Here is a 13,278-nt window from a genome sequence, read left to right as displayed (position 1 = left end):
GCTACTTTGCCAGTGTTTGTGCTGATTTTGATGTTGAACTGGTTGAAATGGATGGGGAACGGGATCACGTTCATTTACTGATTAATTACCCGCCAAAACTGGCGATATCTAATCTGGTTAACAGCCTTAAAGGGGTATCGAGTCGATTACTTCGACGTGATCGTCCTGATATTGCCCAATGTGATTACTACAAGGGGGTTCTTTGGTCGCCGAGTTATTTCGCGGGGAGTTGTGGTGGCGCACCAATATCCATTATCCGCCAGTACATTGAGCAACAGGAAACACCGAGTTAGTTAAAAAACCGCGCCTTATATCCCCGACCTGAAGGACGGGGTTTTACGGTGCTTTGGATAAATGCAGTGGTTTTGAGAAGTTTCAATCTTATCTCAGATAGAGGTAACAAGTTGACAAAAAAATGATGGCAAAAACAAGAAAAAACTCCCAAGATAATTATCTTAGATCCTGATCCATAATTATAAAGAGGTTTTCAAATGGAAGTTTTTTTATTGAGTAATGGGAAGATTGCCGGGGACCCACAATGGTTAAGTTACGCCAAAGATAATATCGACAGCATGATTAAAAAGCGTGGTATTCGTTCTGCCGTGCTTATTGCATATGCGGTTATTCGTTCTGATCACGACCAACGTGCTCGTGAATTATCAGAAGTATTAGGTATTGAAGTGACTTGTATTGAACATTTTGATTCAGAAGTGGAAGCCATTAACAATGCTGAGTGTATTTTAGTTAGTGGGGGGAATACGTGGTTATTAAACCAAATGCTGCATGAGAAAGGATTAGTGGTTCCTATCCAGCGTGCAGTTCGTGAACGTAATATCCCTTATATCGGTTGGAGTGCGGGTTGTAATGTTGCCACTCCGACTATCCGTACTACAAATGATATGCCTGTGCGCTGTTCTGTTGTTATGCCTTCACTGGGATTATTCCCTGTACAAATTAACCCGCACTATATTGATGCCACCATTAGTGGACATATGGGCGAAACTCGAGATGAGCGTATTGCGGAGTTTTGTGCGATGAACCCAGACGAGATAGTGGTTGCCATTCGTGAAGGTAGTTACTTATATATTCAGGGTGAAGAGTTACGTTATTACAGCGCTAAAAATGAAGGCTTTAAAATTTTCCAACATGGAAAAACTTTTCCAGAACAATTTGATACAAAAATGTTGGCAAAATGGGTTCCATTTCGCTGTTTATAATAATAATTTGCAATCTCATATAAAAGGCATTGCTTTTTAGTGAGTTATGCGTTTAGCTTATAGTGTTTCAAAGAGGGCTTTGCCCTCTTTTCTCTCACTCACTGGCTCGTAAGATTATGATGAAATACCGCGATTTAAGAGATTTCCTTTCATTACTCGAAGAAAAAGGTGAATTAAAACGCATCACCTTTGAAATAGATCCCTACCTTGAAATGACCGAAATAGCGGACAGAACATTACGTGCTGGTGGGCCTGCACTGTTATTTGAAAATCCTAAAGGGTTTGATATGCCAGTGCTATGTAATTTATTTGGTACACCTGAGCGTGTTGCTATGGGGATGGGGCAAGATGATGTTAAAGCCTTACATGAAGTGGGTAAGCTATTAGCATTTTTAAAAGAGCCTGATCCTCCGAAAGGATTTCGTGATCTTTTTGATAAGTTACCTAAATTTAAGCAAGTTTTAAATATGCCAACTAAGCGCCTGAGCAAAGCCCCTTGTCAGGAGGTTGTGTTAACTGGCGATGATGTTGATTTAACTAAGATCCCCGTGATGCATTGTTGGCCTGAAGATGCAGCACCTTTGATTACATGGGGACTTACAGTAACGCGAGGGCCATTTAAAGAGCGCCAGAATTTAGGTATTTATCGCCAACAAGTGCTTGGCAAAAATAAAGTGATTATGCGTTGGTTATCTCATCGCGGTGGCGCGTTAGATTTCCAAGAATGGTGTCAAAAACACCCAGGAGAACGTTTTCCCGTTTCTGTTGCATTAGGAGCTGATCCTGCGACAATTTTAGGTGCCGTAACGCCAGTACCAGATACATTATCTGAATATGCCTTTGCTGGATTATTGCGAGGTAATAAAACAGAAGTCGTTAAATGCCTTTCCAATGACTTGGAAGTCCCGGCAAGTGCTGAAATTATTCTCGAAGGGTATATTGAACCCGGTGAGCTTGCACCAGAAGGGCCATATGGTGATCATACTGGTTATTATAATGAGATTGACTCTTTTCCAGTATTTACCATAACACATCTAACACGTCGTAAAGATGCTATCTATCACTCTACTTATACAGGGCGTCCACCGGATGAGCCGGCAGTATTAGGCGTTGCGCTTAATGAAGTATTAGTACCGATATTACAAAAACAATTTCCTGAGATTGTCGATTTTTATTTACCTCCTGAAGGTTGCTCTTATCGTTTAGCGGTTGTGACCATGAAAAAGCAGTATGCAGGTCACGCTAAACGCGTAATGATGGGAGTTTGGTCTTATTTGCGACAATTTATGTATACTAAATTTGTGATTGTTTGCGATGATGATGTGAATGCAAGAGATTGGAAAGATGTGATTTGGGCTATCACAACTAGAATGGATCCCGCAAGAGATACCATTATGATGGAAAATACGCCAATTGATTATCTTGATTTTGCTTCACCTGTTTCAGGTTTAGGCTCCAAAATGGGGTTAGATGCGACCAATAAATGGCCCGGTGAAACAGAGAGAGAGTGGGGGCGACCTATCGTAATGACGGATGAAATAAAACAGCGGGTCGATACTATTTGGGAACAGCTCGATATTGTTAAATAATAATAGAGGAACAACATGGCGATACTGAACTGTAAAGTCTCACTCGTTGAGCCGATAACAGATACGGTGTATCGGGTAAGATTATTACCTGATGGCCCATTTGATTTTCAGGCTGGACAATACCTTTTAGCGGTTATGGATGAGCGAGATAAGCGCCCATTCTCTATTGCCTCTATTCCCGAAAATAAAGACTTTATTGAGCTTCATATTGGCGCGTCAGATCTGAATCTTTACGCAATGGCTGTGCTCGATCTTATTTTAGAAACTCAACAATTAAAGATTGATATTCCCCATGGTAATGCGTGGTTTAGACAACAGAGCCAACGTCCTTTGTTGCTTATCGCAGGAGGAACAGGATTTTCTTATACTCACTCTATCTTGCTAGCGGCATTACAAGAAAATCCTCAACGTGCGATAACGCTTTATTGGGGAGGACGAGAGCAGGTACATCTTTATGATCTTAATGAGTTGCAAGATTTAACGGAAAAGTATCCCTCATTATCAGTCGTACCTGTTGTTGAACAACCTGATGACGCTTGGCGTGGTAGAAAAGGGACTGTATTAACGGCAATTAGTGAAGATTTTGGCGATTTATCATCCTATGATATTTATATCGCAGGACGTTTTGAAATGGCTAAAATAGCGCGAGATCGTTTTTGTAATGAGCGTAATGCTGATAGAGAACGCTTATTTAGTGATGCTTTTGAGTTTATTTAATAAGCAATAACGATAAAAAAACCATAAAAAAACCATAAAAAAACCATAAAAAAACCCGCCCCTGACGGCGGGAAAATGGTTAAAAAACCAAGCAATCAAACATGTCAACCAAGTGATATTACTCAAAATGAAAAATCATCTTGATTAAACTCGCTCAATAATGGTTGCTATCCCTTGGCCTAATCCAATACACATTGTCGCTAATCCTAATTGTGCATCTTTACGCTCCATAATATTTAATAGCGTGGTGGTTATTCTGGCACCAGAACAACCTAATGGATGCCCAAGTGCAATAGCACCACCATTAAGATTGATTTTGTCATCAATGCTATCGAGTAAGTTCATTTTTTTCATGCAAGCTAAGGATTGCGCTGCAAAGGCTTCGTTAAGTTCAAAGATATCAATATCACTGAGGGTTAACCCTGCTTTCTTTAGCGCTATTTCAGTGGCAGGAACGGGACCATATCCCATGATTGCCGGATCACAACCTGTTACCGCCATCGAACGAATAATTGCACGGGGTTTTAAATGATGTTGCTTAGCATAACTTTCGCTCGTGATAAACATCGCGGATGCCCCATCAGAGACGGCCGATGAATTCCCCGCAGTGACGGAGCCCGTGGCGGGATCAAACACGGGTCTAAGTTGTGCTAATTCATCAAGGCTTGGGTTATAACGGATAACTTCATCCGTGCTGACGCGTATAAAATCTCCTGCTGTATCATGACCATTAATGGCAACAAGTTCGTTGTCAAAATAGCCTTTTTGGGTCGCGAGGGCGGCTAAATGGTGTGAGCGATAGGCGAATTTGTCTTGTTCTTCACGAGATATTTGAAATGATTTTGCTAACATTTCTGCAGTTAACCCCATTGAGAATGAAGCCTTTGCCACAGAAAGATTTAATGCTGGGTTAAAGTCAGCATTATAGGTCATCGGTACATGACCCATATGTTCAACGCCACCAATTAAAGCAACTTGGCTCTCTCCTAACATAATTTGGCGAGCACCGTCATGCAAGGCTTGCATCGAAGAGCCACATAAACGATTGACGGTTACTGCCGGAACTTTATGTGGTAATTCTGCTAATAGTGCGGCATTACGTGCAATATTAAAGCCTTGCTCTAAAGTTTGTTGCACACAGCCCCAAATCACATCGCCAATATCATTGGGATCAATATCAGGGTTACGCTTAAGCAAAGCTTGCATTAATTGCGCAGAGAGATTTTCAGCTCTTACATGGCGAAATGCTCCACCTTTTGAACGTCCCATTGGGGTGCGAACACCATCAATTATGACAACCTTTTCCATTTCTTCTCTCCTTAAGCGAGTTCTCTGATGTTAACATCTACTTTTGCAGGCTTTGGATAGTAGGTTTCGTTACGTAATGCTTTTTGTTTTAAGCTCTCAGGAATTTGGTAAAGTGGCCCTAACTCTGAGTATTGCTCTGCATTTGCAACAAATTGTGCTAATCCAATGGTATCGAGGTAACGGAAGACACCACCACGGAAAGGAGGGAAGCCTAAACCATACACTAATGCAATATCGGCTTCTGCAGGTGAGGCGATAATGCCTTCATCTAAGCAGCGAATAACTTCATTGATCATTGGGATCATCATACGAGCAATAATAGTGTCTTGGTTAAATTCCTGTTTTTTGCCGACATGATGTTCAATAAGGCTGTGAATATCGTTATCTACCTGCTTTTGTTTTTTACCACGCTTATCAATAGTGTAGTCATAGAACCCATGATTATTTTTCTGACCATAGCGTTGTTGTTGATATAAAAGCGCAATAACGTCTTTATCAATACTGCCCATTCTGTCTGGGAAACCTTGAGCCATCACTGCTTGAGCATGATTCGCTGTATCGATACCGACAACATCCAGTAAATAAGCCGGACCCATTGGCCAGCCAAAGGCTTTTTCCATCACTTTATCTACAGCAATAAAATCAGCACCATCTCTTAATAAAAGAGAAAACCCGGCGAAATAAGGGAAGAGCACGCGATTGACAAAGAACCCCGGGCAGTCATTAACAATGATTGGCGTTTTACCCATTTTGCTAGCATAACTGACAATGCGATTAATCGTCTCTTCGCTGGTTTTTTCACCTTTAATGATCTCAACTAAAGGCATGCGGTGAACGGGATTAAAGAAGTGCATTCCACAGAAATTTTCAGGGCGTGTTAGTGATTTGGCAAGTAGCGAAATGGGGATTGTTGAGGTATTCGAAGCAAGTACAGCATGATCAGCAAGGAGCGCTTCGGTTTCAGCAAGTACAGAGGCTTTTACTTTAGGGTTTTCAACCACCGCTTCGACCACAATTTGTGCATCAGCTACACTGGCATAGTTTAGGGTAGGATGAATAGAGGCGAGGGTTTTTGCCATATCAACGGCACTCATACGTCCTTTTTCTTGACGTTTTTGTAACAGACTGAGTGCTTCTGTCATACCCAATTCAAGGGAGTTGGCATTAATATCTTTCATGGTAACAGGAATGCCTTTTAGTGCAGATTGATAGGCAATTCCGCCACCCATGATCCCCGCGCCTAATACTGCCGCTTGTTTTGGCAAGCTAGCATGACGCTTTTTAGTAATGCCTTTCACATATTGATCATTAAGGAAAATACCCACTAATGCTTTGGCAACATCGGTGCGGGTCAGTTTGACAAAGTTTTCTGTTTCCAATTCAAGTGCCGCTTTTCTATCTAGAAATGCGGCTTTTTCTATCGTATTAACGGCGGTCATTGGGGCTGGATAATGAGGGCCTGCGACTTTCATCACCATGCCTTTTGCCACAGCAAATGACATTTTATGTTCAAGTTCCGTTAATCTTAACGCCACAGTTTTAGGTTGACGAGCAGCTTGCCAGTCAAATTTGCCATCAATGGCTTGCTCTATCAGTGAAATGGCGCTTTCTTTTAGCTTATCAACAGGGACAATAGCTTGAATTAAGCCATTCTTAAGTGCCGTTTCGGCATTAATATCTTTACCCGCGGTAATAATTTCTAAGGCATTATCAACGCCAATAAGGCGAGGTAGCCGAACAGAGCCACCAAAACCCGGCATAATACCAAGTTTTGTTTCGGGTAAACCAATGCGTAAATCCGGTGATGCAATACGAAAATCCGTTGCTAATACACATTCACAGCCACCGCCTAGGGCGTAGCCATTAATGGCAGAAACTGTAGGAACGGGGAGATCTTCTAATCGATTGAAAATATGATTAGCAAAATGTAGCCATTGTGTCAGTTCTTCAACCGGTGCATCAAAAAGTGATAAAAATTCGGTAATATCGGCACCAACAATAAAGGCGGGTTTTTCTGAACGTAAAATAACCCCTTTTAGATCAGATGTGTTTTCTAATACTGTTAACGCTTCGCTTAACATTGCCACCGTTTTTGTATCTAATTTATTAATAGAACCGCTAGCATTGAAAACGAGCTCAACAATACCTTGCTTCACCCAATCGGCTTGAATATTTTCGCTTTGATAGAGCATTTGTATTCTCCCTAAAGTATAAACTGGTATGACCAGATAATTAGAGTGTGAATACAATGTTAATTAATTGCAAATATTTGATTAAGGAAATGTAGGGCTGATCACAATGAAATTATCTAATATATTGATTTTTATATGATTGGTTTAAATGAATAAATCAGCATAATTAAGGATCGTAAAAACATAGTAATAAGTCATGGTAAGCTATTTTTGCTATGGTGTTACCCTGTAAAAGAGTTGGCGTGTTAAGCTGAATAATTAACAATAAATAAAGATAGGTGATTAGTAATGGAAAAATTGCTTTCTCTGTATCAAGAACATATCAAAACACTACAAAATCGTACTCGTGATGCTTTATCTAGACACCACCTTGATAATGTCTTGATTCACTCTGGTGAACCTATTGGTGTTTTCCTTGATGATAGTGATTACCCTTTTAAAGTGAATGCACACTTTAAAGCGGGGGTGCCAGTAACTGATGTGCCACATTGTTGGTTATTGGTTGATGGTGTCAATAAACCAAAACTCTGGTTCTATTCACCTGTTGATTATTGGCATAGTGTTGAAGCTTTACCAAGTAGCTATTGGACCCATGAAATTGAGCTGATCCATTTAAAAAATGTCGATGATATTCAAAAAGAGCTAGCACCTTTTATTAATAAAAATACTGCTTATATTGGGCCAAATACACAACGGGCTGATTCATTAGGTGTCAGTCTTGATAATGTTAATAACCAATCTCTTCTTAACTATTATCATTATTATCGTGCTTATAAAACGGGTTATGAACTGGCATGTATGCGCGAAGCGCAGAAAATGGCAGTCAATGGACATATCGCCGCTCGTGAGGCATTCCAAGCTGAGTTAAGTGAATTTGATATTAATATGGCTTATTTAATGGCAACAGGACATCGGGACACAGATGTACCTTATGGCAATATTGTTGCATTAAATGAACATGCTGCTGTTTTGCATTACACCAAATTAGATCATCAATCGCCAGATGAATATCGTAGTTTCCTCATTGATGCGGGAGCAGAGTATAATGGGTATGCTGCGGATATTACGCGTACTTATTCAGCGAAAGAAAATCATGAATTTACTGCTTTAGTCAAAGATATGAATGATGCGCAACAGGCATTGATAGCGACAATGAAAGCGGGAGTACGCTACAGCGAATATCATATTCAAATGCATCAACGTATTGCCGGATTATTACATAAATACGGTATTGTTAAGGGGATTAGCGAAGAAGAGATGGTGAGTGAAGGATTAACAACTCCCTTCTTACCACATGGATTAGGCCATGCGCTAGGTTTACAAGTTCATGATGCGGGTGGATTTATGCAGGATGATAAAGGGACTCATTTAGCTGCGCCAGCCATGTATCCTTTCTTACGTTGTACACGTATTGTAGAGCCGGGAATGGTACTTACCATTGAGCCAGGATTCTATTTTATTGATTCGTTATTAGCACCTTGGCGTGAAGGGAAATATCGTAGTCATTTTGATTGGCATTTGATTGAACACTTCAAGCCTTTTGGTGGCATTCGTATTGAAGATAATATTATTATCCACGATAACAAAATTGAAAATATGACAAGAGACTTACATTTAGCCTGATGAAAGCTTATTTGATCCCCGCTGAAACGGTAGAATTCAGTGAAGAAATAAAGAAGAGCCGTTTTATTACATTTATTGCTCATACTGAAGGGATTGAGGCTGCCAAAGCGTATATCCAATCAATTAAAGCGCAGTTTCCCGATGCTCGGCATCATTGTTGGGCATTTGTTGCCGGAAGACCTGATGATTCACAACAGTTAGGTTTTTCTGATGATGGTGAACCAACAGGCACGGCGGGAAAACCTATTCTAGCACCCCTGTTAGGGAGTGGTATGGGAGAGGTGACTGCAGTTGTGGTACGTTATTTCGGCGGGATCAAATTAGGCACTGGTGGATTAGTACGTGCTTATGGCAGTGGGGTACAGCAGGCATTAAAACTTTTGCCAACGAAAACCAAAGTACCTCAGCGCCGATTTCTTGTGGAGTGTGAATATTCCTTAGTGTCATTACTTGAGCAAGTTATTGCAGAATATCAAGGGAAGATCCTCTCTAGTGAATATACTGATAAAGTCACTTTTGAACTATCATTGCCAGCAGTAGAGAGTGAAAAAGTTGAAAGTAAACTACGCGATATCAGTCGTGGCAGTATGCAATTAATATGTTTAGAACCGAATGAATAATCGTTGCTACCAAGGAAATCGCTAAATGCATTTTCGTTCAATAACCCGAATTGTTGGGCTACTTGTTATTTTATTCTCTGTCACGATGATCATCCCCGGTATCGTTGCGTTGATCTATCGGGATGGTGCAGGACGAGCATTTAGTCAGACATTTATTGTCGCTCTTATTATTGGGCTAATGTTGTGGATCCCCAATCGAAACAATAAAAGTGATCTAAAACCCAAAGAAGGTTTTCTTATTGTGGTTTTATTTTGGACTGTGTTAGGCAGCGTAGGGGCATTGCCTTTTATTTTTTCGGAACAACCTCATCTATCGATTACCGATGCCTTTTTTGAATCTTTTTCCGGATTAACAACCACAGGGGCTACGACACTTGTTGGGTTGGATAGCTTACCTAAAGCGATTTTATTTTATCGCCAAATGCTGCAATGGTTAGGGGGAATGGGGATCATCGTATTAGCGGTGGCCATTCTTCCACTGTTAGGCGTTGGGGGAATGCAGCTTTATCGGGCAGAAATGCCGGGGCCTTTGAAAGACAATAAAATGCGCCCAAGGATCGCAGAAACTGCGAAAGCATTGTGGCTGATTTATGTCTTACTCACTATTATTTGTGCCCTTGCGTTGTGGATTGCGGGTATGGACGTGTTTGATGCTATCTCGCATAGTTTTTCTACTATTGCAATCGGTGGATTTTCTACCCATGATGCAAGCATTGGCTATTTTAATAGTCCAACAATTAACGTCATTATTGGTGTTTTTCTATTAATTTCAGGGTGTAACTTTGCTTTACACTTTTCGGTTTTAACAGGGCGAAGCCTCAATATTTATTGGCGAGATCCTGAATTTCGCATGTTTATCTTTATACAGCTCGGATTAGTGATTATTTGTAGCCTTATTCTATGGCTCTATTCGGTATATGACTCTGGATGGACAACAATTAATCAAGCTTTTTTCCAAGTTGTTTCAATGGCAACAACCGCAGGGTTTGCAACAGATAGTTTTGCCCAGTGGCCAACTTTTTTACCTCTGTTACTGTTGTGCTCTGCCTTTATCGGGGGCTGTGCTGGTTCAACAGGGGGGGGATTAAAAGTAATCCGTATCTTACTGCTATTTTTACAAGGCTCTCGTGAATTAAAACGTCTTGTACACCCTAATGCGGTTTATACGATTAAACTAGGACATCGAGCATTACCAGAGCGTATTATAGAAGCGGTTTGGGGCTTTTTCTCAGCATATGCTTTAGTGTTTATTATTAGCTTAATGCTGTTAATAGCGACAGGTGTTGATGAGTTTTCTGCTTTTTCTGCTATTGCTACAACACTTAATAATTTGGGTCCAGGATTAGGTATTGTTGCTGATAACTTTACAACAATGAATCCAGCCGCTAAGTGGATACTTGTTGTCACCATGTTATTTGGCCGATTAGAAGTTTTCACATTATTGGTTTTATTTACACCAACATTTTGGCGTGATTAACCAAAAACAAGGAGTGATGTATGAGCGCGCTGTTGCTGTACTGCAGTACAGATGGTCAAACTAAAAAAATAATGACGCACATAGCTAATAAACTAAGACAACAGGGCTATGAATGTGATGTAAGAGATTTAACTGCTGTTCACCATAGCCTTAATTTATCTGCTTATAATAAAGTGTTAGTTGGGGCATCAATTAGATATGGCTATTTTAATAAAGTACTGGATAAATTTATTACCCAACACCTTTCTCAATTAAATAGTATGCCATCCGCCTTCTTTGGGGTGAATCTTACGGCAAGAAAAGCTGAAAAGAGTACGCCCGAAACCAATGCTTATATGCGTAAGTTTTTAGATAAGACTCCATGGAAACCTAGATTAACAGGTGTTTTTGCAGGCGCGCTTCTTTACCCACGTTATAAATGGATTGATAGAGTGATGATCCAGCTTATTATGAAGATGACTAAGGGTGAAACCGATCCAACAAAAGAAATCGAATATACTGATTGGAATAAAGTTAGCGAATTTGCGACAAAATTTTCCAAAATTGAGTGATATTTGTTCGTTGTGACCTGTTTTTTGTACGCATTGTTGGGGTTTTAATCGAACGGTAAATTTTTTTCAAAAAACACTTGCGCTAATCTGAGAAGCCCCTATAATGCGCACCCACTGACCGACGATGAGCTGACAACAGCAACGACGGAAAGGGAAGAGAAAAGAAAAAAGTTTGAAAAAACTCTTGACTCTTCAGAGGAATAGCGTAATATACGCCTCCTCGCAACAACGCAGAAGACCGGAAACGGCAGCGACAGTTGCACTGCTCTTTAACAAATTATCAGACAATCTGTGTGGGCACTCGCAGAGACGATATCTTCTAAAAAAATTAGATGTATCAAGTCTTGAAGAGTGACTAACAAGTTAATTCATATAATGAATAAGCTAAGTTTTCGATTTCTTTGAGCATCAAACACTTTTAATTGAAGAGTTTGATCATGGCTCAGATTGAACGCTGGCGGCAGGCCTAACACATGCAAGTCGAGCGGTAACAGGAGAAAGCTTGCTTTCTTGCTGACGAGCGGCGGACGGGTGAGTAATGTATGGGGATCTGCCCGATAGAGGGGGATAACTACTGGAAACGGTGGCTAATACCGCATAATGTCTACGGACCAAAGCAGGGGCTCTTCGGACCTTGCACTATCGGATGAACCCATATGGGATTAGCTAGTAGGTGGGGTAAAGGCTCACCTAGGCGACGATCTCTAGCTGGTCTGAGAGGATGATCAGCCACACTGGGACTGAGACACGGCCCAGACTCCTACGGGAGGCAGCAGTGGGGAATATTGCACAATGGGCGCAAGCCTGATGCAGCCATGCCGCGTGTATGAAGAAGGCCTTAGGGTTGTAAAGTACTTTCAGCGGGGAGGAAGGTGATAAGGTTAATACCCTTATCAATTGACGTTACCCGCAGAAGAAGCACCGGCTAACTCCGTGCCAGCAGCCGCGGTAATACGGAGGGTGCAAGCGTTAATCGGAATTACTGGGCGTAAAGCGCACGCAGGCGGTCAATTAAGTCAGATGTGAAAGCCCCGAGCTTAACTTGGGAATTGCATCTGAAACTGGTTGGCTAGAGTCTTGTAGAGGGGGGTAGAATTCCATGTGTAGCGGTGAAATGCGTAGAGATGTGGAGGAATACCGGTGGCGAAGGCGGCCCCCTGGACAAAGACTGACGCTCAGGTGCGAAAGCGTGGGGAGCAAACAGGATTAGATACCCTGGTAGTCCACGCTGTAAACGATGTCGATTTAGAGGTTGTGGTCTTGAACCGTGGCTTCTGGAGCTAACGCGTTAAATCGACCGCCTGGGGAGTACGGCCGCAAGGTTAAAACTCAAATGAATTGACGGGGGCCCGCACAAGCGGTGGAGCATGTGGTTTAATTCGATGCAACGCGAAGAACCTTACCTACTCTTGACATCCAGCGAATCCTTTAGAGATAGAGGAGTGCCTTCGGGAACGCTGAGACAGGTGCTGCATGGCTGTCGTCAGCTCGTGTTGTGAAATGTTGGGTTAAGTCCCGCAACGAGCGCAACCCTTATCCTTTGTTGCCAGCACGTAATGGTGGGAACTCAAAGGAGACTGCCGGTGATAAACCGGAGGAAGGTGGGGATGACGTCAAGTCATCATGGCCCTTACGAGTAGGGCTACACACGTGCTACAATGGCAGATACAAAGAGAAGCGACCTCGCGAGAGCAAGCGGAACTCATAAAGTCTGTCGTAGTCCGGATTGGAGTCTGCAACTCGACTCCATGAAGTCGGAATCGCTAGTAATCGTAGATCAGAATGCTACGGTGAATACGTTCCCGGGCCTTGTACACACCGCCCGTCACACCATGGGAGTGGGTTGCAAAAGAAGTAGGTAGCTTAACCTTCGGGAGGGCGCTTACCACTTTGTGATTCATGACTGGGGTGAAGTCGTAACAAGGTAACCGTAGGGGAACCTGCGGTTGGATCACCTCCTTACCTAAGAGATACGTGTTATGTG

At 41.8% G+C, this 13,278-nt stretch carries 9 protein-coding genes, 1 rRNA gene and 1 pseudogene; 9 read left to right on the top strand and 2 right to left on the bottom strand.

Features of this window, described 5'->3' with window-relative positions; genetic code table 11:
* The 4 genes and pseudogenes from tnpA to fre form a co-directional block, all read left to right on the top strand.
* Positions 1-419, top strand: a pseudogene (gene tnpA / locus AACU95_RS17740) (IS200/IS605 family transposase); the annotation flags it as partial.
* Positions 420-491: 72 nt separating this feature from the next.
* A complete protein-coding gene (gene pepE / locus AACU95_RS17735) occupies positions 492-1,217 on the top strand; it encodes a dipeptidase PepE (RefSeq protein ID WP_004246111.1) in 726 nt (241 codons plus the stop codon).
* A 119-nt stretch (positions 1,218-1,336) separates the two neighbouring features.
* Positions 1,337-2,806 carry a 4-hydroxy-3-polyprenylbenzoate decarboxylase gene (gene ubiD, locus AACU95_RS17730; protein ID WP_012368791.1) on the top strand — a complete coding sequence of 490 codons (1,470 nt, stop codon included), beginning with the start codon at positions 1,337-1,339 and terminating at the stop codon, positions 2,804-2,806.
* Positions 2,807-2,821: 15 nt separating this feature from the next.
* The gene (gene fre, locus AACU95_RS17725) at positions 2,822-3,523 is read left to right on the top strand and encodes an NAD(P)H-flavin reductase (RefSeq protein ID WP_004246107.1); all 702 of its coding nucleotides are present in this window, start codon (positions 2,822-2,824) and stop codon (positions 3,521-3,523) included.
* 144 nt (positions 3,524-3,667) lie between these two features.
* Here fre and fadA read toward each other — a convergent pair whose 3' ends face one another.
* On the bottom strand, positions 3,668-4,831 hold the full coding sequence (fadA, locus tag AACU95_RS17720) for an acetyl-CoA C-acyltransferase FadA (protein ID WP_012368792.1): 1,164 nt from the start codon (positions 4,829-4,831) through the stop codon (positions 3,668-3,670).
* 11 nt (positions 4,832-4,842) lie between these two features.
* Complete coding sequence (gene fadB, locus AACU95_RS17715; protein WP_004246105.1) at positions 4,843-7,023, bottom strand: fatty acid oxidation complex subunit alpha FadB; 2,181 nt, start codon at positions 7,021-7,023, stop codon at positions 4,843-4,845.
* Between the two features lie 288 nt (positions 7,024-7,311).
* Between fadB and pepQ the strand changes: the two genes are divergently transcribed.
* From pepQ to AACU95_RS17690, 5 genes are all read left to right on the top strand, one after another.
* Positions 7,312-8,646 (top strand): Xaa-Pro dipeptidase, encoded by a 1,335-nt coding sequence (pepQ, locus tag AACU95_RS17710; RefSeq protein ID WP_161680102.1) that lies wholly within the window; start codon positions 7,312-7,314, stop codon positions 8,644-8,646.
* Entirely contained in the window at positions 8,646-9,266 is a 621-nt protein-coding gene (locus AACU95_RS17705; RefSeq protein WP_012368795.1) for an IMPACT family protein, read from the top strand. Before pepQ ends, AACU95_RS17705 begins: the two co-directional genes overlap by 1 nt.
* A gap of 25 nt (positions 9,267-9,291) precedes the next feature.
* Positions 9,292-10,743: a Trk system potassium transporter TrkH gene (trkH, locus tag AACU95_RS17700; protein ID WP_004252906.1), complete on the top strand. Its 1,452-nt coding sequence runs from the start codon at positions 9,292-9,294 to the stop codon at positions 10,741-10,743.
* A 20-nt stretch (positions 10,744-10,763) separates the two neighbouring features.
* On the top strand, positions 10,764-11,294 hold the full coding sequence (gene hemG, locus AACU95_RS17695; RefSeq protein WP_012368796.1) for a menaquinone-dependent protoporphyrinogen IX dehydrogenase: 531 nt from the start codon (positions 10,764-10,766) through the stop codon (positions 11,292-11,294).
* Positions 11,295-11,713: 419 nt separating this feature from the next.
* Positions 11,714-13,256, top strand: a 16S ribosomal RNA gene (locus tag AACU95_RS17690).
* Positions 13,257-13,278: the final 22 nt, after the last annotated feature.

The organism is Proteus sp. G4415, assembly GCF_963896075.1.
Classification (GTDB): Bacteria; Pseudomonadota; Gammaproteobacteria; order Enterobacterales; family Enterobacteriaceae; genus Proteus; species Proteus mirabilis.
This window is presented reverse-complemented; position numbering and strand designations above follow the sequence as displayed.